Below are 23,551 nucleotides of genomic sequence, written 5' to 3'. Positions count from 1 at the left end.
CCGACCCCCCGGGGTTCTCCGGGAGAGAAGGCCGGCCCCCAGCCGGCTCCCCCTCTTCTTCTCGAAACTCTCGACGCCTCATGCCGGAAATCGGTTTCCCGGCCGCGCGAATGTCACCCGATCGGCCCAGCCCGAGAGACGGCTCAGGCCTCGGGGAGGGTGGGCAGGACGTCCTCGACGACCTTCTCCAGCACGGACTCCCGGCCCTCGTACGGGCCGCTGGAGCGGGGCCAGTGCACGATGACGTCGGTGAAGCCCAGTGCGGCGGCGCGGTCCACGGCGTCGCGGAACGCGTCGAGGCTGCTCAGCGAGAACACCGGCGCGGCGTCGAGGCTCAGGTACCGATGGATGCTCGCGCGCTCGCGGCCGGCGGCGTCGAGGCGCTCGTCGAAGACGCGGCACAGCTCGGCGATGCCCTGCCACCACTCGTCCAGCGTGGTGCCGCCGCGGCCGGTGGTGGCCCAGCCGGCGCCGAAGCGGGCGGCGAGCGTCATGGTGCGCGGGCCGTTCGCGGCGACGACAAACGGCAGCCGCGGCCGCTGCACCGTGCCGGGCAGGTTCCGCGCGGCCTTCGCGGTGTAGTACTCGCCCTCGAAGTCGAACCGGTCGGTCATCAGCAGGCCGTCGAGTGATTCGACGAACTCGGTGAAGCGGTCGGCGCGCTGCCGCGGCGTGAGGTCGGGGGCGTCGAGGACCTGGGCGTCGTAGTTGGTGCTGTCGACGCCGGCCCCGACGCCGAGCACGAAACGGCCGTCTGAGACGTCGTCGAGGGTGATCAGCTCACGCGCGAACGGCACGGGATGCCGCGCGACCGGGGACGCCACGAAGGTGCCGAGGCGGATGCGCGACGTCACCATCGCCGCCGCCGTCAACGTGGGCACGGCGGAGAACCACGGCCCGTCGACCAGCGACCGCCAGCCCAAGTGGTCGTACGTCCACGCGTGGTCGAAGCCGTACTCCTCGGCGGCCCGCCATTTCGGCTCGGCCGCCCACCAACGATCTTCCGGAAGGATCACGATGCCTGCTCGCACGAGGGTGGACGGTAGCGCCCACCACCGACATTCGTTCGAACGGGCGGCGCCCGCGCCCCGTTCGGGGACAATGGCCGAGTGGACAAACCCCGCCTTATCGCTTCCGACGTCGACGGCACCCTGCTCGGCCCGACCGAGATCGTCTCCGACCGCACCGTCGCGGTGGTGCGGCGGATTCAGGACGACGACGTGCCGTTCGTCCTGTGCACCGGCCGGCCGCCGCGCTGGATCGCGCCGATCGCCCGGCCGCTGGGGCTGACCGGCTACGCGGTGTGCGCGAACGGCGCCGTGCTGCTCGACATCGGCGCCGACAAGGTGACCGCCGTGCACGGCGAGCTGGCCCCGGAGCTGCTGCACGACCTCGCGAGCGCCCTCGAGAAGGCCCTGCCCGGCTGCCGGCTGGCGGCCGAGCGCATCGGCACCGGCGAGGTCGACCACGACATGCGCAACTTCGTGATCGAGCCCGAGTACCACAACCCGTGGGGCGACGGCGAAGGCCGCACGACCATGCGCGCCGAAGTGCTCGGCCACACCGCGATCAAGCTCCTGATCAGCCACCGCGGCATGCGCTCGGAGGAGATGGCCCAGGCGGCGCGCGCGGTCTTCGGCAACGCGGTGGACGTGACGTACTCCTCGTCCGGCGGCCTGATCGAGGTGTCCGCCCACGGGGTCACGAAGGCCACCGGGCTCGCGGAAGTCGCCGAGCGCTTCTCGGTGACCGCGGACCAGGTCATCGCCTTCGGCGACATGCCGAACGACGTCGAGATGCTCGAATGGGCCGGCCACGGCGTCGCGATGGCGAACGGCCACCCGGCCGTGCTGGAGGTCGCGGACGAGGTGACCGGGCCGGCCGGTGAGGACGGCGTGGCCGAGGTCCTGGAACGCTGGTTCTGACCCGCCCGTCGCTGAGTCCCTGAAGGCCACCATGAGGGCATGCTGGTCCCTGAAGGCCACCATGAGGGCATGCTGGTCCCTGAAGGCCACCATGAGGGCATGCTGGTCCCTGAAGGCCACCATGAGGGCGTATCCGACCCTGAAGGTGGCCTTCAGGGCCTGCGGCGGGGGGAGCGGCGAGGGTCAGTCGCGCTCGGCCGGGCGGCGGTCCAGGTCCGCGGCGGCCTCCGGGGTGGGGGCGGTGCCGCCGAGGTGGGCGGGCAGCCACCAGCGGTCGTCGTCGGCGGTGGGGCTGTCCGGGTAGGACGCCTGGGCCTGGTCGAGCAGCTCGGACATCCGGGCGCGCAGGTCCTTGGTCAGCACCTCGAAGTCGTCGTCGGCGGCCGGGTGCATCGGGGCGCCCATGACGATCGAGATGGGCACGTGGCGGTGGGTCAGGTCCTTCGGGTGGCCCTTGGTCCACAGCCGCTGCGTGCCCCACAGCGCCATCGGGATCACCGGCACACCGGCCTCGGCGGCCATGCGCGCGGCGCCCGTCTTGATGTCCTTCACGGTGAACGACCGGCTGATCGTCGCCTCCGGGAAGACACCGACGACCTCGCCCGCGCGCAGCCGTTTGACCGCCTCGTCGTAGGAGGCCTGGCCGGCGGCGCGGTCGACGGGGATGTGGTGCATCCCGCGCATCAGCGGCCCGCCGACGCCGTGGGAGAAGATCTCCTTCTTCGCCATGAACCGCACCAGCCGCTTCGACGGGCGCGCGCCGAGGCCGCAGTAGATGAAGTCCAGATAGCTGACGTGGGTGCACGCGATCACCGCGCCACCGGTCGACGGCACGTGTTCCGCGCCCTCGATCCGGATGCGGTTGTCCAGCAGCCGGAACATCAACTGGGCCGCGACGAGCACGGGCGGGTACACGAGGTCAGCCATGAAACCAGGCTACGGGAGCCGGACCGGCAAAACCTACGCTTGCGTAGGTTTTGGGTGCCACACCACTCCGGCCAGCACCAGCGCGATGAGCGTGGCGAACAGCGCGACTGCCTGGTGCTTGATGTTTTCGATGCCGTCGCCGAGGGCCGCGAGGACGAACTGCCCCAGCGCGACGGTCAGCAGCAGGCCCAGCACCACGCCCAGCGCCGTGCGGCGGTGCCGCCAGCCGCGCCAGGCGACGAACAGCCAGAGCGGGACGAGGGCGAACAGGCCGAACGGCGCGAGCAGCCCGGTCAGGCCCGAGACGACCGGCACGCGGTACTCCTGCGCGTGCGGCGCGAAGCCCGCCGACGCCGTGAAGCTGCCCAGGTAGTCCGGCCGCGCGGCCAGCAGGTCGCCCGCCGCGCGGTTCAGCACCGCCAGCGTGCGGGACGGGTGGGTGGCGAAGAAGGTGACGGCGTTCCGGCGGCTCATCCGGTCCCGGTACCGCGGGTACAGCGGGTCCGAGATGACCGGGTGCGGGCCCCACCAGCCGTTGCCCGCGTACTGCGCGAACGACGAGGGCAGGCCCAGCTCCGCGAGGTCGGCGGCCGTGTCGTGCCTGCCGTCCACGATGTTCAGGAAGATGGTGTTGACCATGTTGATCTCGCGGGAGTCCCCGCCCGGGACCGAGGACCAGGTGCCGTCCGGCGCGGGGGCCGGGTCGACGCTGGTCTGCGCCCACCACGTCCCGCCGGCCAGCGCGGCGACGACGAGCAGCCCCGGCAGCCACCGTCTTCGGGTGCCGGGCCGGACCAGCAGCACGGCGACGGCCAGCAGCGGCAGGATCATCAGCGTCTGCACCTTGGCGTTCACCGCCACCAGCCCGCCGACGGCCGTCACGGCCAGTCCCGCGTGGCCCCACCAGCCGGGACGCGCGGTGAGCAGCAGCCCGCCCACGGCCAGCAGCAGTCCCAGGAACGCCGTGCCCTCGCCGAGGATCGAGGAGAAATAACCGAAGAACGCCGAGTCCGCGACCACCAGCAGCAGCCCGAGCGCCACGAGCAGGCGGACGCGCGGGCCGTACGGCAGGCCGAGCACGACCAGCGTCACGGCCGCCGCCGCGACCACACAGCCCAGCACGCCCAGCACCACCAGGCTGAGCGCCGAGTGCAGCCCGAACAGGTTCCCGGCGTCGACGGCCAGGTGCGCGAGCCAGCTCTGGCTCAGCTGGTAGCTCGGTTCGCAGCCACCAGGCGTCGCCGCGTACTCGAGCCGGATGTACGGCTGCGGCAGGCTCTTCCAGGTGATCCCGGCGCCGCACAGCACGCGGAAGCCGTCACCGTTGTCGGACATGGACACCGGCCGCGGCACGAGGAACCGGACGAGCAGCGCGACCAGCGACGCGCCGAACACGCCGTACCCGAGGGCCGAGGACGGACGCGTCCTCACCCTCTCGGCCACGGTCGTCATCACGGGCAGGATACGTACTGGAAGCCCGGCGCCCGGTCGAGGTCGTCGATGAGCCGGCCCGCCTCGTCGGCGCGCGGGTACACGGTGATCCAGAACGGCGTGCCGATGCGGCGGAACGTCGCGGCCGGCGACGAGTCCGGGCCGGCGGCGCAGTCCTGTCGCTGGGCGTAGCCGTCTCCGTCCGGCACGGCGACCGTCGCGCGCTTGGCGCCGGCGCCGATCACCAGCAGCTGCGAGCCCACGCGGCTCGCGATCGCGCCCGGCGACGCCGCGCTCACCACGGAACCCGCCGGCAGGTAGTCGCCCAGCCACTCGCCGACCTCGGCGAGCTGCGCGCTGTGCGTGCGCCAGTCGCGCACCCGGGCGAGCAGGTCCGGGCTGAGCAGCGACGCCAGCACGGCCAAGCCGGTCAACGCGGCGGCCGCCACCGGCACCAGCCGGGAGACGGTCCGCGGCCGCGGCGACGGGTTCGCGGCCGTGAGCGCGCCGTACGTCCCGACCGCCGCGACGGCCAGCAGCGGCGGCACCGGCGTGAGCAGCCGCCACGACGTCCCCTGGTCATCGTCCAGAATGGCCACGAACGCCGTCAGCCCGGCCACGAGCGCGAACAGCAGCCACAGCGCCGCCCGCGCTTCCGCCGCGCGGCCGTGGGTGCGACAGGCCGCCAGCGTCACGACCGCGGCCAGGCCGATCGCCAGGAAACCCAGGTGCGCCAAGGAAAACCCGGCCAGGTACGACCAGTCCGGGCCATGCGGGCGCAGCGCCCGGTTGGGCAGGAAGTGGTGGTAGAAGGTGGCGCGCCACGCCGTCCACGGCACCAGGAACACCAGCGCGCCCAGCCCGTACCCGACCGGCGCCCACCAGGTGTGGCGGCCGCGCGCGGCGGCCACGACGAGCCAGACCCCGGCCACGACGGCCGGCACCACCCCCTCCGGCCGGGTCATCACCGCGGCCGCCACGAGCACGCCCGCCACCACCGGCCGGGACGCGACGAGCGCGTACGCGACGGCGAGGACCAGCAGCACGAACAACGGCGTCTCGGTGCCGGAGGGCCCGTACACCGCGAGGCCGCTCGCGCCCGCCGTCAGCACCGCGGCGGCGACGCCGACCGCCGGGCGCCGCTCCCCGCCTTCGGGCAGCGCGAGCGTGGTGACGCGATTCACCAGGAAGTACGAGACGAGAACACAGCCGAACGCCGAGACGACCCCGAGGACAACCGCGGAAGTCGCGATATCCGCGCCGAATGCGGCTTTCGGCAGTGAGACCACCACGAGCCAGAGGAAATTCGCGTACCCCTCGGACCGGTCACCGGGATTGAACACCGGCCCGTTGCCGTCCGCGATGTTCTGCGCGTACCGGAAGGTGACGAGCGCGGCGTCGGTCACGGTGGCGAACACCAGCTGGTGCACCAAGGAAAAGCCCAGGGTGAGCACCAGCACGAACCCGCGCCAGCGGCGGTCGGCGGCGATCCGGGCCCAGGTGGCGACGACCAGCGCGGCCAGCAGCAGCCAGCACGCCACGACCGCGTAGCCCACCCGATCCCCCTCGCCTCACCCCGCCGCGGCCGTCCCCGTCCGGCCGCCGTTCGCCGTGCACCGCCACAGCGACTACCCCGTGAGAGATTCGCCGGAAAACACGCCCCTCGACGATCACCTCACCGAGTCCAGTCAATCGCGGTATTACGCTCCGCGGACATAAGCCGTTCGGGTGTATGTGGGTGCCCGCTAATCTGTGCTCCCCCTTCTCTTCCGCTCTCCCTGGGGCGCCGAGCGGATCCGTCACCAGCCGAGGATGTCTGTTGCCGAGTGAACCCACGCTGCTGTCCGATGTGGCCGGCGTAGCCGTGATGCTGCTCGTGCTCGGGCTGCCCGGCCTGCTCACGGGACTCGCGGCGGGCCTGCGCGGCTGGGCGCTCGCCGGGCTGGCGCCACTGCTGAGCTACGCGATCGGCGGCCTCGCCGGACCGTGGACGCACGCGCTGGGCCTGCCGTACAACCCGCTCACCTTCGCACTGACCACACTGGTCTTCGCCGCCGTCGCGTTCGGACTGCGGCGGCTGACGCTGCGCCGGTGGCCGCCCGAGCCGGAGCCCGGGCTGTGGGCGCGGCGCGGGCACTTCGCGGTGATCGCGTGTGTTGTCGTCACGGCCGTGATCGGCGGTTACGCGGCGATCTACGGCATGGGCCACCTCGGCGCCATCGCGCAGGGCGGCGACGCGCCGTACGCGGCGAACGGCGTCCGCTACGTCGCTTCGACCGGCGACGGCAGCCTCACCGGCATGGGCACGCTGAACTGGTACGGCGACGCCACGCCGCCGTTCTACCCCAACGCCTACCACCTGCTGGCCGCACTGCAGTACCAGCTGAGCGGGGCGTCGATCCCGCTGACGCTCGACGTGAACACCATGCTGCTGCCGGGACTGCTGGCGCTGTCGCTCGTGGTGCTGGTGCGGGAGTTCCGCGGCCGGGCGGTGCTGGCCGGGGCGGTCGCGCTCGCGTCGGCGGCGCCGGTGATGAGCACGTACGAGTCGATGAGCCGCGGGCCGCTGTACCCGTTCCTGCTGGGGCTCGCGCTGACGCCGCTGGCCGCGGTCGCGCTGCGCCGATACCTCGGCCGGGCCGCGCCCGACACGGCGTTCGTGCTGGTGCTGGGCGCCGTCGGGCTGCTGTGCGTGCACTCCTCGACGCTGTTCGGCGCGGTCCTGTTCGCCGGGCCGATGCTGGTGCAGCGGTGGGCGGAGCCGGGCGCGCGGCTGAAGCGGATCGGCCGTGACCTGCTGGCGCTGCTGCCGATCGCGGTGGTTTCGGTGCTCGTGGCGTGGCTGCAGCTGTTCGGCGCGCTGGGGCTGGCGAGCAGCACCCTGCCGTACCTGGGCTGGCCGATCGAATACCGCGCGACGACGGCGCTCGGCGCGCTGCTCGGGTTCCAGCACTGGGAGCCGCAGCCGCAGTTGTGGCTTTCGGTGGCGCTGCTGCTGGGGTTCGTCTTCTTCGGCCGGCTGGGCCGTTTGCGGTGGATCGGGCTGAGCGCGCTGGTGAGCGGGCTCGCGTATATGGCCGTCGCGTCGTCGAACTCGTCGCTGGTGATGGCGCTTTCCCGGCCGTGGTGGGACGACCCGTACCGGTTCATCTCGATGGCGATCGTGCCGCTGGCGTTCATCGCCGGCCACGGCGTCGCGTCGCTGCAGGCCTGGATCGCCGAGCGGCTGCCCGCCCGGGTGCCCGCGGCCGCCGTGGGCACGGTGGTGCTGCTGGGTTTCGTGGTGGTCACGAACGGCCTGTACGCGCAGTCCAACGGCGGCCGCCTCGCCGCCGGCTACCGCGCCGCCGACCCGCGCACCCTCAACATCACCCCGGACGAGGAACGCGCGATGGTCGAGCTGGGCAAGCTCGCCAAGCCGGGCGAGTGGGCCATGAACGACCGCTACGACGGCACGGTCTGGACCTACGCCCTCACCGGCACCCGCACGGTCGCCGCCCACGACGACGGCACCGCGCCCCCGTCCGACGCCGTGCTGCTGGCCGCCCACTTCAAGGAGTACCCGACGAACCCGGCCGTGCGCGCCGCCGTCGCGAGGCTGAACGTGCACTGGGTGATCCTCGGCCGTCCGGCGGCCCCGCCGGAGCCTGCCTACCAGTCCGCGGGCCTCGTCGGCCTCGACGGGCTGCCGTTCCTTCGGCAGGTCTACCGGAACGACGACGCGGTGATCTACCAGCTGAAGGGCTGAAGCCGCCAGGCCCCGCCACCTTGCCCGAAAGATTATTGACAAGGTTGTGAGTGTGTAGTTACATACTTAGTGACTGATCAATAACAACTGCCTCACCGCCAGGCCAGACCACCAAGAACCCGTTGTCCCCAAGGAGTTTCAATGATCAACGTCCGCGTCGCCGTCACCGGCCTGCTCGCCGCCGCCGCCGTCACCCTCGCCGGCACGTCCATGGCGGCCGCGAGCACCGTCGCCCAGCCGGCCGCAGCGGCGGCCGAAGCCGCGAACCACGCCCCCAAGCCGCACCTGACCCCGCTCGCCGTCAAGTGGGCCGCCGGGTGGAACAGCAGCAACCCGCAGGACCTGGCCAACCTGTTCGTCAAGGACGGCTCCCGCTACACCGACCACGCCTACAACGAGACCTTCACCGGCAGCGCCGGGGTCGCCCAGTGGTTCGGCAACACCAAGTGGGCCGTCCCGAACGGGAAGGTCACGGTCACCAACGCGATCGGCGTCAACAACAGCGAGATCATCTTCTGGAACTTCAGCGGCCAGGCCACGGGCGCGCCCCACGCGTTCTCCGTCCCCGTCGTCACCGTCATCAAGACGCGCGGCGGCAAGATCCTGACCAACGACGACTTCTACAGCAAGGCCGAGGTCGACCGTCAGTCCAGCCTCCCGGCCGGCTCCTGACCGACCCGCGCCGAGCCGCGAACTTTTGCGCCCCAATGTGGCGTTCGGTGCGCTCAACGCACCGAACGCCACATTGGGTGCGTTCAACGCAACCAATGCCACATTGGGGCGCTTCGAACCTAAGCCGCAGTGGCGAGCCGTGAAGCGACGCGGGCGGCGCCGGCCGCGAAGCCCGCGGTCAACAGGTCCGCCACGGTGAACATCACGCGGGACGCCACGGCGAACGCGGCGGCCTGGCCCACCGTCAGCCCGCTGGCTGTCAGCACCGCGACCTGGGCGACCTCGCGGACGCCCACCCCGCTGGGCAGGATGAACGCGAAAGTCCCGACCGTCATCGCCACCGCCATGGCGCCGACGCACAAGACAAAACCGCTGAAACCCGGGGCGCCGACGGAGTTCGCCAGCAGCCACAGGTGCACCCCCTGCAGGGCCCAGGCCAGCGTCGACGCGCCGAAGACCTTGCCGACGACCGCCCAGCCCAGCGGGTGCGCCAGCGGCGGGCGGCGCAGGATCCGCAGCACCAGCGACGTGCCCCAGGTCAGGATCCGCGGGTGCAGCAGCGCGAGGCCGACCGGGATAGCCGCGAACAGCCACATCGCGCGTGGGCTGTGGCTGAACACCGCCGGCGCCGCGAGCAGCGAAACCACCAGCGCCGAGACCACGCCGACGCCGAGCTGGATCAGCGAGCCGGTGAAGATCCGGGCGCGGGCGAGGCCGGCCTTGCGGCCCAGCTCCATCTGCAGCAGGTACGCCCACACCGAGCCCGGCACGTACTTGCCGAGCGAGCCGACCAGGCAGATCTGCGCGCCGCGCGCGTAACCGATCGGCTCGCCGAGGTCGTCGACCATCGTCTGCCAGCCCCAGGTGGAGACCATGATGGACGCGACCAGCGCGAGCAGGCTGAGCACAGAGGACTGCCACGCGACGTCCGACAGCGTGTGCCAGAACTCGCCCCAGTTGGCTGCGAGCTGCTTCGCGGCGAAGCCGACGACGAGCAGGATCGCGACCCAGCGCACGACGTCGAGGATCTTGGCCTTGGTGGACTTTGCCGGCTTCGGCTTCGAAGCCGGCACGTCCTCCTCAGACGTCCGCACGGTCGTCACTGACCATTCTCCTCACGACAACCGCTGGTCAGGCCTGCACCGTGACCAGCCGGCTGAACTCGGCCAGCAGATCGTAACCGTCCCAGACGCCCGCGAACGTGAGGGCCGAGCCGAACGGCACGACCCGGTCGACGCCGCGGCCCGCGAGCGCGGTGACGAACTCCGTCAGCTCCTCGCGCGCGAAACCGAACTGGCTCACGGTCTGGTCCTTGCGCAGGACGGTCGGCACCAGCTCCGCGAGCGAGTCCACTCGCGCGTTCGCGAACGTGCCCGCGCCGAGCCACTCGCGCGGCATCACCGTCGCGTCGGTCAGCTCCAATGTGGCCAGTCCGTTGCCGTCGAACGCGATCGACGACACCAGCCCGTCCGCCGCCGCGCCGTAGGCCGAAACGCGCTTCTGCACGGCCATCGCCGGCTCCGTGACGTGCTGTTTCGCCTCGATCACCGCGGCCAGCAGCTCCCGGAACTCGCGCCCGGACGCCATGGCGCCCTCGGCGTCGCCCACCCAGAACACCGCGCGCGGTGACGAGCAGGCGGCCTGGTCGAACCAGTACGAGTCGTTGTAAAAGCCCTCGGCCGCGGTGCGCCGCTCGGCCGCCGAAGCCGCCTGCCAGCCGCGCACCGAAGCGATGGCGAACGAGGAACGGTCCGGGAACGTCAGGTCCCGCGCGTGCGGCGCCAGCGCGTACTTCCGCAGCGCGGCCACGGAAGTGTCGCCGCCCCAGATCACGCGCAGGTCGGCGGCCAGCGACAGGGCGCCGCTGATCTCGTCGCTGCGGTCGTAGGTGACCATCCGCTGGGTCGCGGTGATCGCGGCCGCCGTCGCCGGGTCCACATCGGACAGTGCCGCGTTCAGCGCGTCCAGCACCGCCTCCGCGGCACCGGCCGAGCGCGAGGACACACGCACGACGTTGTGGTTGCCCGCCAGCGCGGACAGCGCCCACGAGTACACGAAGATCGTGTCGACGTTGGCCGGCGGCACGTGGAACACCAGCCCGCGCGGGAACCGCAGCGAGTCGCCGGAAGTCTCCAAAGTGGACAGTGCCTTGGCCAGCTCGCCCTTGCGCAGGAAGAAACCCAGCGAGGCCAGCTCCGGGAAACGGCGCGCGAGTGCGGGCGCGAGCAGCTTGCGCGCGAACTTGGTGACGAACTCGATCACCCGCGGGTCGCCCACCGTCAGCCGTCCGCCCGGCGGCTCGACGCGCAGCTGGTCGACCAGCTGGCCGACAGCGATCGGCTCCGCTACAGGGAACCGCTGCGTCAACGCGCTCATGCGGCCGCCCCCGAGAAGGTGTCCGAGCAGCCGCGGGCCTCGGCCTTCGGCAGCCGGCCGAGCACGGAGAAGTGCTTGCCGGGCCAGTCGCCGTCGTCGATCCCGTTGCACACACCGAGGTCCTCGGTGAGCAGGACGTGCCCCGGGTACGAGCGCGGCAGCGTGCTGACCACCTCGATCACCCCCGGCTCGCCGACCGGCTGCTCCGCCCACGTCTCCGGGTTCCGGATCACCACGTCGGCGAAGTCCGGGCAGTACAAGGAGTTCCCGGACGGTCCTTCGAGGAACACGGTGCCGATCTGCTCGATCATCCCGTAGTAGTTGTGGATCCGGGTGAGCCCGGTGTCCTCTTTGAACCGGCGGCGGAACTCGGTGTTGTCCACCGCGCGGTCGATCAGCTTCTTCCAGCCGCCGGAGTGGATCAGGATGCCGTTGGACAGGTCGAGGCCGTTGTCCCGCGCCACCTCGTACAGGTAGAGCCACACCATGAAGGTGAACCCGAAGATCAGGAACGGCTTGTCCCCGTACTCCGCCAGGAACTTCTTCACCGCCTCGACGTCCGGCTGGTCGTTCTCGTCGAGCACGTAGGTGTGCTTGCGGCCGAAGTTGGCCATGCCCAGCACCCCCGCGCCGCGCGCGGAGAACGAGCGGCGGTTCTTGATGATGCCGATGGTGTCGACCATCAGCATCGGCAGCCGCTCGCCGCCCAGCACCTCCTGCAGCGTGGTGCCGAGCTGGCGGGTCTGCGCGGCCGCCGCGGCCTTGTCCAGGTAGATGCGCGACGCGCCGGCGCCGGTGGTGCCCGAGGACGTGAGCGTCTTGAACACCTCGTCGTCCGGGACGGACTTGAGGTCGTGGGTCTTGAACATCCGCACGGGCAGCCACGGCAGGTCGGCGATCGTGTCGAACCGCGCGTCCGGCGCGAGGCCGAGCGACGACAGGATCCGGTCGTACCCGGTGCTGCCGGCCCGGTGGTGGGCGGTCAGCTCGGCCAGCTCGGGCAGCAGCAGCGCCTCGCGCTCCGGCTGCGAGCGCGTGAACACACTCATATCCGTCCCTCCAGCGACCGGTAGTCGATCTTGCCGCTGGCCAGCAGCGGCACGGTGTCGATCGGCCGCACGTCGAACCCGCTCGTGTGCAGGTGCAGCCGGTCCGAAAGCGCGCGCGACGCGTCCTTGCAGATCGCCTTTGCGCCGTCACCCTCCGGCAGCTCGGCGAACAGCACGACCTTGTCGCCCCCGGGCACGGCGGCGACCACGTCGATGCCCACCGAGGCCGAGCGGACGGCCTGCTCGAGGTCGTCCAGGCTGACCCGGTTGCCGAACACCTTGCCGATGCGCTTGAGCCGGCCGGTGATGAACAGGTAACCGTCCGCGTCGAGGTAACCGAGGTCGCCGGTGGCCAGCACGCCGCCGTACTCGTCGCCCGCGGCCAGCCCGGACTCGTCCTCGGCGTAGCCCATCATCACGTTGGGCCCGCGGTAGACGACCTCGCCGACGATCTTCGGGTGCCGGGTCTCGACGCCGTCGTCGCGGCGCACGGAGAACGCGCCGCCGGGCAGGGCGGGACCGGCGGAGCCGAGCTTTTCGGCGAGCCGCTCGGCGGGCACCGTGGTCATCCGGGGGGCGGCCTCGGTCTGGCCGTACATCACGTACATCCGGCCGCCGACCGCGCGCATCTTGTCGTTGAACTCGGCCACCAGCTCGTCGCGCAGCTTGCCGCCGGCCTGCGTCAGCGTGCGCAGCGTCGGGTACTTCGCGGGGTCGAACTTGAGCCGCCGCAGCATTTCGTAGTGGTAGGGCACACCGGCCAGCGACGTGACGCCGTACGTGGTCACCGCGTCCCAGAACCCGCGGCCCAGCACGCCGGAGGCCTCGACCACCACGGTCGCGCCACGCACCAGGTGCGAGTTCAGCACCGACAGGCCGTAGCTGTAGTGCAGCGGCAGGCAGGTCGGCGCGACCTCGTCGGCGGTGATGTCCAGCACCTCGGCGATGGCCTCGGCGTTGGCCAGCATCGCGTTCCGCGAAAGCCGGACGAGCTTCGGGTTCCCGGTCGACCCGCTGGTCGGGAGCAGCACGGCCAGGTCGGGGTGCGGCTCGACGCCCTCGGCGGAGTCACGCACCCAGTGCGCGCCGGACGCCGTGTAGCCGGACGGCGCGGGCGTTTCGGGCGCGGACAGCACGGCGCCGGGCCGGAAGCGGGTGATCAGCCCGGCGAGCACGTCGGCGTCGAGCGCCGGGTCGATCAGGGCGATCGCGCGGCCCGCCTCGAACGCGCCGAGGTAGGTCAGCACGCTGTCGAGGTCCACCGACATCCGCGCGAACAGCACCCCGGCGGGCAGCTCGGCCAGCGCCTCGCCGGCGCGCTTGACTTCCTGGTCCAGCTCCAGGCCCGCCAGCGTGCGGCCCCCGGCCGCCTCGACCAGCCGCGCACCCTCTGCCAACAACGTCACACCATCTCCTCGCCGAAAGCCTTGTGAGTGTTTATGCCGGTTCTAACCGTCCTAAACACTCACGAGTCCTTCACAGCACCAAGCCTCCGTCGATGCCCAGCACCTGGCCGGTGACGAACGACGCCTCGTCGCTCACCAGGAACCGGATCGTCTTCGCCACGTCCTCGGGCCGGCCGAGCCGCCCGAGCGGGGTCTTCTTCACGTTGTCGGCGACGGCCTCTTCGGAGAGGCCCGCCGTGAGATCGGTCTCGATCACGCCGGGCGCCACCGCGTTCACGCGGATCCCCGAGCGGCCGAGTTCCTTCGCGGCCGAGCGCGCGATGTTCGCCACCGCGGCCTTCGACGCCGCGTACAGGGTCTGACCGGAGCTTCCGTACTCGCCGACGATGGAGGCGAGGACCACAATGGAGCCGGTTTTCTTCCGCATCATCGCCCGCGCCGCGGCCTGGACGGTGTGCAGCGTGCCGGCGACGTTGGTGTCCAAAGTCGCGGAGACGGCGTCCTCGCGGATCATGCCGAGCAGCGCGTCGTCCATGATCCCGGCGTTCGCCACCACGACGTCCAGCCGGCCGTGCTCCTTGGCGACGCCGCGGACCACAGTGGAGACGGCCTTCGCGTCCGTGACGTCGAGGGCCAGCCCGGCCGCCGCGCCGGCCGCGGTGGCGGCCTCCTTCGCGCGGGCCTCGTCGCGGCCGGTCAGCACGACCGTCGCGCCCGCTTCGACCAGCGCGCGCACGGTGGCCAGGCCGATCCCGCGCGTGCCGCCGGTGACGAGCGCGACGCGTCCGGCCAGATCAGTCATTCTTCGACTGCAGCTCGATCACCATGTCGACGGCGACCTTGAAGCTCGACATGTCGATCACCTGGTCGGTGTCGAACTCGACGTCGAACTCGTCCTCGACGGCCGCGATCAGCGCCATGTGGCCGACGGAGTCCCACGCCTCGATGTCGCGGTACTTGAGGTTCTCGACATCCACGTCACCGTCGAGGTCCAGTGCCTCTACGAAGACCGCGCGCAGCTTGGGGGCCACATCCGACATAACTACAGCTCCTAATGCTCTTCGCGCGGGCGGGCGTCCCACGCCTTGACCAAGGTAGAGAGGTCGCCGGGCAGCCGGTCGGCCAGCCCGTCCTCCGGGAGACCCGCCTTACCCTTGAGCCACGGCCCGAGAGCCTCGATGGTGGCCTCGTCCAGGCCGCGGCGGGACAGCCCCACCACGTTGACGCCGGTGACGCGCGCCGGGTTGCCGACGGCGATCGTGAACGCGCCCACCTCGCGCCGCACGGCCGAGCTCATGCCGACCATCGCGCCGGGGCCGATCACCACCCGCTGGTGCAGCACCGTGCCCATGCCGAGGTTCGCGCCGTCCCAGATGTGGCAGTGCCCGCCGGTGATCACGTTGGACGCGATCGTCACGGCGTCGCCGACCAGGCAGTCGTGCGCGATGTGGCTACCGCGCAGGTAGTACCCGTCGTTGCCGAGCGTGGTGGTGCGCCAGGTGCCCTGGTGGACGGTGGAGTACTCGCGGATCCGGTTGCGGCTGCCGATCACGACGCCGTGGCCGTCGCGCTCCGGGTCGCCGACCGGCGCCTGCTCCCAGCCGGCCGGGTGCTCGCGGCCGCGGTCCTCGCCGGGGGTGCCGATCGTGACGTGCGGGCCGATCCAGTTGCCGTCGCCGACGCGGGTCGGCCCGACGATCACCGTGTACGGCCCGATCACGTTGTCGTCGCCGATTTCGACGCCTTCGCCGATCACCGCGGTGGGGTGGATCCGGTTGACCACGGGCGGGTATCCATTCGTCGACGGCTGGGTATTGGGCGTGCTGGCGCGCCCGGTAACGTGTGGCCCGCGTTCATGCAGGGCGGCCGGACGCAGAACCGGCGGCTCACTGTACCGGACGCACCGAAATCACCTGCCGGGAGAGACTGCCGATGATCCCCATTACCGTGGTCGACGTCCGTGACGCGGAGGACCTCGTCGTCGAGGTGCTGCGATCCGGCGCCATCGCACAGGGGCCGATGGTCAAACGCTTCGAAGACGCCTTCGCGCACGTCGCGGGCACGAAGCACGCCATCGCCGTGAACAACGGCACCACCGCTCTGGTCGCGTCGCTGCAGGCGCTGGACCTGGAGCCGGGGGACGAGGTGATCACCTCGCCGTTCACGTTCGTCGCCACGCTGAACGCCATTCTGGAAGCCGGCGCCACCGTGCGGTTCGCCGACATCCGCCGCGACGACTTCGCGCTGGACCCGGACGCCGTGACGGCCGCCGTCACCGACCGGACCAAGGTGCTCATGCCGGTGCACCTCTACGGCCAGACCGCCGACATGGGCAAGCTCGCCCCGATCGCGGCCGAGCGGCACCTGAAGATCATCGAGGACTCGGCCCAGGCCGTCGGCGCCTCGTTCGAGGGCCGCGCCGCCGGCTCGTACGGCATCGGCTGCTTCTCGCTGTACGCGACGAAGAACGTGACCACCGCCGAGGGCGGCGTGATCACCACCGACGACGACGAGCTCGCCGACAAGCTGCGCGTGCTGCGCAACCAGGGCATGCGCGCCCGCTATCAGTACGAGATGGCCGGGCACAACTACCGGATGACGGACCTGCACGCGGCCGTCGGCATCCCGCAGCTGGAGAAGCTCGACCAGCTGACCGCCGCCCGTCAGGCGAACGCGAAGCGGCTCTCGGAAGGCCTCGCCGGAACGCCGGGCCTCGACACCCCGCGGGTGCTGCCGGGCCGCGAGCACGTGTGGCACCAGTACACCGTGCTGGTCGGCCCGCACGCGATGCTCTCGCGCGACGAGCTCGCCGCCGCGCTGACCGCGCGTGGCATCGGCAACGGCGTGTACTACCCGAAGATCGTCTTCGACTACGAGTGCTACCAGGGTCACCCTCTGGTCCCGGACGCGCGGGTCGAGGACTTCCCGGTGGCCGGCGCGGTCGCCGCACAGGCGCTCTCCCTGCCGGTCCACCCCCACCTGACCGAGTCCGACGTGGACAAGGTCATCGAAACGGTTCGCGAGGTACTCGGCGCATGACCCACCGCATCGCCCTCATCGGCACGGGCAACATGGGCTCGCTGCACGCGCGCGTGCTCGCCGGGAACGAACGCGTGGAGCTGACCCGCGTGATCGACCCGCGCGAGGAGGCGGGCCGCGCCGTCGCCGAGCGCTATGAGACGCAGTGGACGCCCGAGATCGGCTCACTGTCCGATGTGGACGCTGTGGTGCTGGCGTCGGCCACCGAGGCGCATTACGAGCTGGCGCAGGAGATCCTGGGCCAGGGCAAGCCGCTGCTGGTCGAGAAGCCGGTGTGCAACAGCCTGGAGCTCTCACGCGAGATCGTGGCGCTGTCGGCGAAGCAGGACGTCCCGCTGATGTGCGGGCTGCTGGAGCGCTACAACCCCGCGGTGATGACCGCGCGGGCGCTGGTGAACGAGCCGATCCACCTGATGGCGCGCCGGCACGGCCCGTACGCCCCGCGCATCAAGACCGGCGTGGCGTGGGACCTGCTGGTGCACGACGTCGACCTGGCCATCCAGTTCTTCGGCGGCGCGACGCCTTCGCGCGTCACGTCCGGCGCCGGCTACTTCCACCCGCAGTCCGTGGAAGGTGCGGAGGACACCATCGAGACGGTGCTGTCCTTCCCCACCGGACTGGCCACCGTGTCGGCCTCGCGGCTGGGGCAGCGGAAGGTGCGCTCGGTCGTGGTGTCCGAACTGGACCGGCTGATCGAGGTCGACCTGCTCCGCCGGGACGTGACGATCTACCGGCACATCTCGCACGACTCCGTCACGCCGGACGGCCTCGGCTACCGGCAGCAGACCGTGATCGAGATCCCCGAGCTGATCACCGCGCGCGAGCCGCTGGCCACGCAGCTGGACCGCTTCGTGGACCTGCTCGAGGGCAAGGTCGACGCCGAGGTCGAGCGGGAGCTGATCCTGCCGTCGCACCACGTGGTGGCGCAGGTGCTCACGCAGGCCGCGGCCTGATCACTTGGTGAGGCGGGTGCCGCCGGCGGTGTAGGCGACCAACGGGGTCAGCACATCGGCGGACGGCACCTGCACCGGGTCGAACCAGAAGAACACCACGTTCGGGTCCTCGCTCCACTTGGCCAGGTGCGCCTCCACCGGCTTTCCGCGGACGGTGCTGGTGATGCGCCCCGCGGGGCCGGCGAAGTAGCCGAGCACCGGCACCGCCACCTGCGCCACGTCGGCACCGGCGATGAGGCCGCCGGACGTCGCGTGGAAGCCGAACGAGCGGTCGGCGCCGTTGACCTCGTTGGCGTCGTACACCGGGTGCAGGCCGCTGCCGTCGCGGATCGCGAGCATGAGCCCGAAGCCGACCCCGGGCAGCGCCTGCGGCTCGTCGATCTTGATGGCGTAGAGGACCAGCTCGCCGGTCCCCTGCTTGACGCCGAGCGAGACGATGTCGCCGAGCGGCGTGACCTGCGCCTTCTCCGGGGCAGTGGTGGGCGGGACGGTGCTGGCCGGGCCCACGGTGCTGGGCGCGGCGGCCACCGGCGCCGGCTGCGGTTGCGGGCCCGAGCGCAGCTGGACGGCCCCGAAGACCACCGCGACCACGGCCACCACCGCGGCGGCCGCCCCGGCGCCGGTGAGCAGGCGCCGTCGCCGCCGGATGCGCGTGCCGTCGGCCATGATGCGGGTGAGGTCCGGGGCGGCGAACGGCTCCGGCGGGGCCTCGTTCAGTGCCGACTTCAGCCGGTCGAGATCGTTCACCGCCCGTTCCCTCCGATCAGCGCGTCCGCCGGCCCGTCGTCGACGCGCAGCTTGGCGAGCGCGCGCGAGTTCGTGCTCTTGACGGTACCTACCGAAACGCCCAGTTCCGAGGCGACGTCGGCCTCCGAAAGGTCGAAGAAGTGCCGGAGCACCACCACGGCGCGTTCGCGGGCGGTGAGCCGCGCCAGCGCGGCGGTGAGCCAGGCCCGCTGCGTGACGGTCTGCGCGACGTCCTGCGCGCCCGGCCGCTCGGGCACCTCCTCGGCGGCGTACTCCTTCAACGGCCGCCGCCACCCGTCGATGACGTGGTTGACCAGCACGGTGCGCGCGTACGCGTAGGCATCCTTGCGCCGCACCCGCCCCCACGCGGCGTACGTCCGGGCGAACGCGGTCTGCGCGGCGTCCTCCGCCTGGTGCCGATCCCCGGTGATCAGGTACGCGGCATGCGTCAGCCGCGACGAAGAGGCCTGGACGAACTCGACGAACTCGTCGTCGCTGCGGGCCACCCGCTTACCCCCGATCTCGACGTCCGGTAGGACGGCCCGGAACTGGCGTGGTATTCACCGTCGACAAGACGATAGGTGATCAGGCGGACCGGCGGGTCGAGGTCGACGATCCAGTAGTGCTCGATACCCGCTTCGGCGTACTCGAAGAGCTTGGTGACGCGGTCGGTGCGCTTAGTGCCTTCGGAGAGCACCTCGATGACCAGGAGAACGTCGGCGGCGTCGAAGCGCGCGAGGTTGTCCTGGATGACCGCGGCCGGAACCACGAGCACGTCGGGCACCCGAACCGTCAGTGGCACGGCCGACACCAGCATCTCGACCCCGTGGAACGCGGCCCACTCGTCCGGCGACTGCCGGTCGAGCAGGTACGCGAGCCGCACGGCGACTCTCTGGTGCAGCACCGGCGGCCGCGGCGCCACCGAGAGCACTCCTTCAAGGACCTCGATGTGGAACTCCGAGGTCTCCGGCAGCTCCGCCCAGTCCTCCAACGTCAGGAGCCGGCGTGGCCATTCGAGGACCTTCATCGAACCCCTCCTCGCTTCCAGCGACCGGCCACAGCGTCGGTGTCGCCATCCGCAACCGCTAGTCCGAGAAGTCTCCCGACGGTGAGCCCCAGCCGGATGGGTCGTCGGAAAGGGCGCGGCGGCGGGCGTTCTCCGCGCGGACACGCTCCACTTCGGACTGGATGTACTCCTCGTCGTACCGCTGGAACACCCGCGCGGGGTTGCCGGCGACCAGGGTGCGCGGCGGGACGTCCTTCGCCACCACCGAGTTCGGCTGCACGGTCGCGAAGTCGCCGATCGTCACGCCGGCCATGATCACCACCAGGCCGCCGATGAAGCAGCCCTTCCCGATCTTCACGGGCTTGCGCTCGATCAGGTCGCTGCCCGAGTGGTTCTGCAGCGTCATGTTCGACAGCCAGCTGGAGTGGGTGAAGATCAGCGTGTTCAGCCCGATGCTGGTGTGCTCGCCGATCTCCAGGCCGCCGCTGGCGTCGAGGACCGCGCCCTCGCCGATCCAGCAGTGCTCGCCCAGCTTCAGGTTCTCCTGGCTGATGATCTTGGCCCGCTCGCGGATCCTGGTCGATTCCGGCAGGCCGTAGAACGCCGCCCGCTCGGAGTCGTTCAGGTACTGCGAAACGACCTCGTTGAGGATCTGCGGGCGCAGCCGGGCGCTGCGCTCGTCATCGAAGAACATCGTTGTCCGCCACCAGTTTCGTGAACACCCGCAGGTGTTCCTCCGCGACCACGTCCAGGCCGAAGTTCGCCCGCACCATCGCGCTCTCGCGGGCCGCGATCGCCGCGCGGGCGGCCGGGTCGTCCAGCAGGCCGATCACGGTCTCCGCCACGGCCTCGGCATCATCCGGGCGCACGAGCAGGATGTTCTCGCCGTTGCGCAGCTCGATGCCGGGGTAGTTGTCCTCGGTGACCGACGCGATCGTGGCCGTGCCGGACAGCATCGCCTCCAGCGAAGCCGTGCCACAGCCGCCGTTGAGGTCGTGCGTCACGATGTCCGCGGCCGCGAAGTACGCCGGCACGTCTTCCTTCGGCACGGCGCCGGTGACGATCAGCCGGTCGGCCACGCCCAGCTCTTCCGCCCGCTTCAGGAACGCGTCGTGGTACACCCGCCCGACCACGACCACGCGCACGTCCGGGTGCTTGGCCACGACCGCCGGCAGCGCCTCGACCAGCGGCAGCCGGTTGCGCAGCGGGATCACGTGCCCGAGCGAGACGATCAGCGGCGCGTCCCCGACCTCCAGTTCCGCGCGCACGTCCTTCGTCACCGGCTTCGCGAAGTGCCCGGTGTCGACGGCGATCGGGAAGTACTCGGAGTTCTCGTCGCTGGTGCCGTACCGCTCGACGCAATAGTCGACGCCCAGCTTGTCGAGGATGACGTAACGCGGCCGAATGTAGCGGAGCACCGGCTTGACCAGCAGCGCGTCCAAAGCGCGGAAAACGCCGCCGTACGCCTTGTTGTCGCTGATCAGCAGCGTGTGGATGGTCAGCAGCACAGGCAGGCCGCGGCGGCGCGCGTAGACCCCGGCCAGCCAGGACAGGTCGAAGAACTGGCCGTGCAGGTGGATCGCGTCCGGCTTGAACTCGTCGAGCAGCCGGAACAGCCGCCGCCAGTTGCCCGGCCGCAGCGACGCGAAGCTCATGTCGAAGTCGATCGAAAGGCCCAGCTGCGGCATCTTCACGGCCGGCAGCCGGACCACGCGATAGCCGTCGCACTCCTCGTCGGCCGGCGCGTCGCCGTACGCCGCCGTGATGGCCAGCACCTCGTGCCCGGCCGCCGCGAACTCGCCGGCCAGCGAGGCCGACATGTGCGCGCTCCCGCCCACGCGGGGCGGGAAGAAGTTGTTCACCACCGCGATGCGCATCGCACGTCCTTGGGCAGGGCCCGCGGTGGCACTCACTCGGAGTCCCTCACCAAGGCGCGCATGCCCTCTTCAACGGTGATCTGCGGCTCCCAGCCGAGCACCTCTCGGGCCCGGGTGATGTCCGCGGCCCGGCGCGACACCAGCACGTCACGCTCGTTGAACTGCGGCTCCACCTCGACGCCGACGGCCTCGATCAGGATCTTCGCCAGCGTGGCGACGGAGGTGTCGATGCCCGTGCCGATGTTGATCGGCAGGTTGGCCTGCTCCGACTCGAGCGCGGCGACGACCGAGCGCGCCAGGTCGGTGACGTGCACGAAGTCCATCGACTGGTCGCCGCGGCCGTCGATCACCGGCGGCCGGCCCGCGCGCAGGCGCTGGATGAAGTGGTTGATCACGGACGTGTAGTAGGCCTCGATCTTCTGGCCGGGGCCGTACACGTTGAAGAAGCGCAGCGCGTTCCAGGACAGGCCCTTGGTGCGCTCGTAGAAGCCGAGCAGGTCCTCGCCCGCGCGCTTGGTGATGCAGTACGGCGTGAGCGGGCGCAGCTCGTCGTCCTCGTGCATCGGCAGCCGCTTCGGCTCGCCGTAGACCGAGGCGGTGGACGCGAACACGAGGCGCTCGACGCCCTCCTCGGCGGCCGCGGCGAACACGTTGTGGTTGCCGGACATGTTGATGTCGACCGACTCGTGCGGGTCGGCGATCGACTTGTTGATCGACACCGTGGCGAAGTGGACCACGTGGGTGCAGCCGCGGATGGCCTCACGCACGGCGCCGCCGTAGCGAACGTCCTTCTCGACCAGCTCGACCTTGCCGGTGGCGACGAACTCGTTGACGCGCGCGCGGTCGCCACGGGTCATGTTGTCGAAGATCCGGACGGTGTAACCGCCGTCCAGCAGCAGCGGGATGACGTGCGCGGCGATGAACCCGCCGCCGCCGGTGAAGAACACCTTTTTCTCGGACATGGTCGCGGTCTCTCCTTGTTCGGCGGTGTCTTCGGCGTTCACGGCTGCCTTGTTCACGACAGTGCCAGCACGGCTTCGCGGACGGTCGTCACGACGCGCTCGACCTCGGCGTCGGTCAGCTCGGCGTGCATCGGGACGGCCAGCTGGCGCCGGAAGGCGTCGGCGGACACGGGCAGCGGCGGCTGGGAGCCGTACACCGGCTGCAGGTGGGAGGCGTACGTGCCGAAGTTGCACTGCACGCCCTGCTCGCGAATGCGGAGCGCCAGTGCGTCCCGGCTGACCTCCGGCGCGACCGTGAGCAGGTACGCCTGCCACGGGTGCTCGCGGTCGGGCAGCTCGACGGGCACGGTCAGCGCGCCGAGGTCGGCGAACGCCTCGTGGTACCGCTTGGCCACGGAACGGCGGGCGGCCAGCAGGTCCGGCAGGCGGTCGAGCTGGACGCCCATGATCGCGGCCTGGATGTCCGAGAGCCGGAAGTTGTACCCCAGCTCGTGGAACTCCGGGATCGGCAGCGCGCCGGAGCCTTCGCGGGTGATGGCGGGCTCGATGCCGTAGGTGTGCAGCTTGCGGGCGTGGGCGATCAGGTCCTCGCGGTTCGAGACGAGCGCGCCGCCCTCCCCCGCGGTGATGCCCTTGCGGCCGTGGAAGGAGAACGCGGCGAGGTCGGCGAGGCTGCCGGCCGGGCGCGTCCGGTAGGTGGCGCCGGCCGCGCAGGCGGCGTCCTCGAACAGCCAGAGGCCGTGCTTGTCGGCGATGGCCCGGTACTCGTCGAAGTCCCCCGGTTGGCCGGCCACGTCGACCGCGAGAATGCCGACCGTCCGCGGCGTGACCAGCGCTTCGACGGCGGCCGGGTCGGCGCTCCAGACGTCCGGGCGGACGTCGGCGAACACCGGCTTCGCGCCGGCCTGCAGCACGGCGTGGCCGGTCGCGGGGAACGTGTAGTCGCCGACGATCACCTCGTCGCCGGGCTGCACGCCGAGCACCTTGAGGCCGAGGAACAGGGCCGAGCCGCAGTTGCTGGTGGTCAGCGCGTGCGCGGTGCCGGTGAGCTGGGCGAACCGCTTCTCGAACCGGCGGCAGGCGGGCCCGGCACCGGCGAGCCAGCCCGACCGGAAGACCTCGGCGACCGCGGCCAGCTCCTCTTCGCCGACCGTCGGCTTGCCGAGCAGCACGGGTTCCTGGACGTCAGACATACCTCTCCTGAGCCTTGCGGGCCGCTGCGCCGGTGGGGTGAAGGAGGCAGCGCCCCGTTCCCCTCCGTTGCGTCGAGTCGCGCCGAAGTGTATATAGGCGCGATCGCGGCCATGGGCCGGGGACGAAACCTGCCGGTAACCAGCGCCCCAATGTGGCGTTCGGTGCGTCTGACGCACCGAACGCCACATTGGGTGCGTTGAGCGCAACCAACGCCACATTGGGGCGCTGGCGGCGGGGCC

23 protein-coding genes are annotated in these 23,551 nt (G+C 71.1%); 5 read left to right on the top strand and 18 right to left on the bottom strand.

The window, feature by feature from the left end:
- Positions 1-143: 143 nt before the first annotated feature.
- Positions 144-1,031 (bottom strand): LLM class flavin-dependent oxidoreductase, encoded by an 888-nt coding sequence (locus OG943_RS37845; RefSeq protein WP_328605715.1) that lies wholly within the window; start codon positions 1,029-1,031, stop codon positions 144-146.
- Between the two features lie 78 nt (positions 1,032-1,109).
- Between OG943_RS37845 and OG943_RS37840 the strand changes: the two genes are divergently transcribed.
- Positions 1,110-1,925: an HAD family hydrolase gene (locus OG943_RS37840; RefSeq protein WP_328605714.1), complete on the top strand. Its 816-nt coding sequence runs from the start codon at positions 1,110-1,112 to the stop codon at positions 1,923-1,925.
- A 183-nt stretch (positions 1,926-2,108) separates the two neighbouring features.
- Here OG943_RS37840 and OG943_RS37835 read toward each other — a convergent pair whose 3' ends face one another.
- Genes OG943_RS37835 through OG943_RS37825 form a run of 3 tightly spaced genes read right to left on the bottom strand, consistent with a single transcriptional unit; the run spans position 2,109 to position 5,839 of the window.
- A complete protein-coding gene (locus tag OG943_RS37835) occupies positions 2,109-2,852 on the bottom strand; it encodes a lysophospholipid acyltransferase family protein (RefSeq protein WP_328605713.1) in 744 nt (247 codons plus the stop codon).
- 33 nt (positions 2,853-2,885) lie between these two features.
- Positions 2,886-4,304: a glycan biosynthesis hexose transferase WsfD gene (wsfD, locus tag OG943_RS37830; RefSeq protein WP_328605712.1), complete on the bottom strand. Its 1,419-nt coding sequence runs from the start codon at positions 4,302-4,304 to the stop codon at positions 2,886-2,888.
- Entirely contained in the window at positions 4,304-5,839 is a 1,536-nt protein-coding gene (locus OG943_RS37825; RefSeq protein ID WP_328605711.1) for a hypothetical protein, read from the bottom strand. The genes wsfD and OG943_RS37825 overlap by 1 nt, the downstream gene beginning before the upstream one ends.
- A 263-nt stretch (positions 5,840-6,102) precedes the next feature.
- On the opposite strand from OG943_RS37825, the gene OG943_RS37820 reads away from it, so the two are divergent.
- The gene (locus OG943_RS37820) at positions 6,103-8,031 is read left to right on the top strand and encodes a DUF6541 family protein (protein ID WP_328605710.1); all 1,929 of its coding nucleotides are present in this window, start codon (positions 6,103-6,105) and stop codon (positions 8,029-8,031) included.
- Positions 8,032-8,172: 141 nt separating this feature from the next.
- On the top strand, positions 8,173-8,703 hold the full coding sequence (locus tag OG943_RS37815) for a nuclear transport factor 2 family protein (protein WP_328605709.1): 531 nt from the start codon (positions 8,173-8,175) through the stop codon (positions 8,701-8,703).
- 119 nt (positions 8,704-8,822) lie between these two features.
- Here OG943_RS37815 and OG943_RS37810 read toward each other — a convergent pair whose 3' ends face one another.
- The 7 genes from OG943_RS37810 to OG943_RS37780 form a co-directional block, all read right to left on the bottom strand.
- Positions 8,823-9,806, bottom strand: a complete 984-nt coding sequence (locus OG943_RS37810) for a lysylphosphatidylglycerol synthase transmembrane domain-containing protein (RefSeq protein WP_328605708.1) — start codon at positions 9,804-9,806, stop codon at positions 8,823-8,825.
- Positions 9,807-9,834: 28 nt separating this feature from the next.
- Entirely contained in the window at positions 9,835-11,079 is a 1,245-nt protein-coding gene (locus OG943_RS37805) for an acyl-CoA reductase (RefSeq protein ID WP_328605707.1), read from the bottom strand.
- Positions 11,076-12,128, bottom strand: a complete 1,053-nt coding sequence (locus OG943_RS37800) for a LuxE/PaaK family acyltransferase (RefSeq protein ID WP_328605706.1) — start codon at positions 12,126-12,128, stop codon at positions 11,076-11,078. Before OG943_RS37800 ends, OG943_RS37805 begins: the two co-directional genes overlap by 4 nt.
- Positions 12,125-13,534 carry an AMP-binding protein gene (locus OG943_RS37795; RefSeq protein ID WP_328605705.1) on the bottom strand — a complete coding sequence of 470 codons (1,410 nt, stop codon included), beginning with the start codon at positions 13,532-13,534 and terminating at the stop codon, positions 12,125-12,127. The genes OG943_RS37800 and OG943_RS37795 overlap by 4 nt, the downstream gene beginning before the upstream one ends.
- Positions 13,535-13,604: 70 nt before the next feature.
- Positions 13,605-14,336 carry an SDR family NAD(P)-dependent oxidoreductase gene (locus OG943_RS37790; RefSeq protein ID WP_328605704.1) on the bottom strand — a complete coding sequence of 244 codons (732 nt, stop codon included), beginning with the start codon at positions 14,334-14,336 and terminating at the stop codon, positions 13,605-13,607.
- On the bottom strand, positions 14,329-14,574 hold the full coding sequence (locus OG943_RS37785; protein WP_328605703.1) for an acyl carrier protein: 246 nt from the start codon (positions 14,572-14,574) through the stop codon (positions 14,329-14,331). Before OG943_RS37785 ends, OG943_RS37790 begins: the two co-directional genes overlap by 8 nt.
- A gap of 11 nt (positions 14,575-14,585) precedes the next feature.
- Positions 14,586-15,317 (bottom strand): UDP-N-acetylglucosamine acyltransferase, encoded by a 732-nt coding sequence (locus tag OG943_RS37780; protein WP_328605702.1) that lies wholly within the window; start codon positions 15,315-15,317, stop codon positions 14,586-14,588.
- A 149-nt stretch (positions 15,318-15,466) separates the two neighbouring features.
- Here OG943_RS37780 and OG943_RS37775 point away from each other — a divergent pair, with 149 nt between their 5' ends.
- Positions 15,467-16,573 (top strand): DegT/DnrJ/EryC1/StrS family aminotransferase, encoded by a 1,107-nt coding sequence (locus tag OG943_RS37775; protein ID WP_328605701.1) that lies wholly within the window; start codon positions 15,467-15,469, stop codon positions 16,571-16,573.
- Complete coding sequence (locus OG943_RS37770) at positions 16,570-17,526, top strand: Gfo/Idh/MocA family protein (protein WP_328605700.1); 957 nt, start codon at positions 16,570-16,572, stop codon at positions 17,524-17,526. Before OG943_RS37775 ends, OG943_RS37770 begins: the two co-directional genes overlap by 4 nt.
- On the opposite strand, the gene OG943_RS37765 is transcribed toward OG943_RS37770, so the two are convergent.
- From OG943_RS37765 to OG943_RS37735, 7 genes are read right to left on the bottom strand one after another with little or no spacing between them, the layout of a single operon-like run.
- Complete coding sequence (locus OG943_RS37765) at positions 17,527-18,273, bottom strand: hypothetical protein (protein WP_328605699.1); 747 nt, start codon at positions 18,271-18,273, stop codon at positions 17,527-17,529.
- Complete coding sequence (locus OG943_RS37760; protein WP_328605698.1) at positions 18,270-18,779, bottom strand: SigE family RNA polymerase sigma factor; 510 nt, start codon at positions 18,777-18,779, stop codon at positions 18,270-18,272. Before OG943_RS37760 ends, OG943_RS37765 begins: the two co-directional genes overlap by 4 nt.
- Positions 18,722-19,300, bottom strand: a complete 579-nt coding sequence (locus OG943_RS37755) for a Uma2 family endonuclease (protein WP_328605697.1) — start codon at positions 19,298-19,300, stop codon at positions 18,722-18,724. Before OG943_RS37755 ends, OG943_RS37760 begins: the two co-directional genes overlap by 58 nt.
- Before the next feature lie 58 nt (positions 19,301-19,358).
- Entirely contained in the window at positions 19,359-19,973 is a 615-nt protein-coding gene (locus tag OG943_RS37750; RefSeq protein ID WP_328605696.1) for an acyltransferase, read from the bottom strand.
- Positions 19,960-21,156, bottom strand: coding sequence for a glycosyltransferase family 4 protein (locus OG943_RS37745; protein WP_328605695.1), 1,197 nt, complete (start codon positions 21,154-21,156; stop codon positions 19,960-19,962). The genes OG943_RS37750 and OG943_RS37745 overlap by 14 nt, the downstream gene beginning before the upstream one ends.
- Before the next feature lie 32 nt (positions 21,157-21,188).
- The gene (locus tag OG943_RS37740) at positions 21,189-22,118 is read right to left on the bottom strand and encodes an NAD-dependent epimerase/dehydratase family protein (protein WP_328605694.1); all 930 of its coding nucleotides are present in this window, start codon (positions 22,116-22,118) and stop codon (positions 21,189-21,191) included.
- Between the two features lie 53 nt (positions 22,119-22,171).
- A complete protein-coding gene (locus OG943_RS37735) occupies positions 22,172-23,311 on the bottom strand; it encodes a DegT/DnrJ/EryC1/StrS family aminotransferase (protein WP_328605693.1) in 1,140 nt (379 codons plus the stop codon).
- Positions 23,312-23,551: the final 240 nt, after the last annotated feature.

The organism is Amycolatopsis sp. NBC_00345 (assembly GCF_036116635.1).
In the GTDB taxonomy this organism is placed as follows: domain Bacteria; phylum Actinomycetota; class Actinomycetes; order Mycobacteriales; family Pseudonocardiaceae; genus Amycolatopsis.
The sequence above is the reverse complement of the archived record's forward strand: the minus strand, read 5'-3'. Positions and strand labels throughout refer to the sequence as shown.

Bases quoted from the DNA above. Each gene is read 5' to 3' on its own strand.
- OG943_RS37835 (WP_328605713.1), bottom strand. From the start codon at position 2,852: ATGGCTGACCTCGTGTACCCGCCCGTGCTCGTCGCGGCCCAGTTGATG.
- wsfD (WP_328605712.1), bottom strand. From the start codon at position 4,304: ATGACGACCGTGGCCGAGAGGGTGAGGACGCGTCCGTCCTCGGCCCTC.
- OG943_RS37815 (WP_328605709.1), top strand. From the start codon at position 8,173: ATGATCAACGTCCGCGTCGCCGTCACCGGCCTGCTCGCCGCCGCCGCC.
- OG943_RS37805 (WP_328605707.1), bottom strand. From the start codon at position 11,079: ATGAGCGCGTTGACGCAGCGGTTCCCTGTAGCGGAGCCGATCGCTGTC.
- OG943_RS37800 (WP_328605706.1), bottom strand. From the start codon at position 12,128: ATGAGTGTGTTCACGCGCTCGCAGCCGGAGCGCGAGGCGCTGCTGCTG.
- OG943_RS37790 (WP_328605704.1), bottom strand. From the start codon at position 14,336: ATGACTGATCTGGCCGGACGCGTCGCGCTCGTCACCGGCGGCACGCGC.
- OG943_RS37785 (WP_328605703.1), bottom strand. From the start codon at position 14,574: ATGTCGGATGTGGCCCCCAAGCTGCGCGCGGTCTTCGTAGAGGCACTG.
- OG943_RS37775 (WP_328605701.1), top strand. From the start codon at position 15,467: ATGATCCCCATTACCGTGGTCGACGTCCGTGACGCGGAGGACCTCGTC.
- OG943_RS37770 (WP_328605700.1), top strand. From the start codon at position 16,570: ATGACCCACCGCATCGCCCTCATCGGCACGGGCAACATGGGCTCGCTG.
- OG943_RS37755 (WP_328605697.1), bottom strand. From the start codon at position 19,300: ATGAAGGTCCTCGAATGGCCACGCCGGCTCCTGACGTTGGAGGACTGG.
- OG943_RS37750 (WP_328605696.1), bottom strand. From the start codon at position 19,973: ATGTTCTTCGATGACGAGCGCAGCGCCCGGCTGCGCCCGCAGATCCTC.
- OG943_RS37745 (WP_328605695.1), bottom strand. From the start codon at position 21,156: ATGCGCATCGCGGTGGTGAACAACTTCTTCCCGCCCCGCGTGGGCGGG.
- OG943_RS37740 (WP_328605694.1), bottom strand. From the start codon at position 22,118: ATGTCCGAGAAAAAGGTGTTCTTCACCGGCGGCGGCGGGTTCATCGCC.
- OG943_RS37735 (WP_328605693.1), bottom strand. From the start codon at position 23,311: ATGTCTGACGTCCAGGAACCCGTGCTGCTCGGCAAGCCGACGGTCGGC.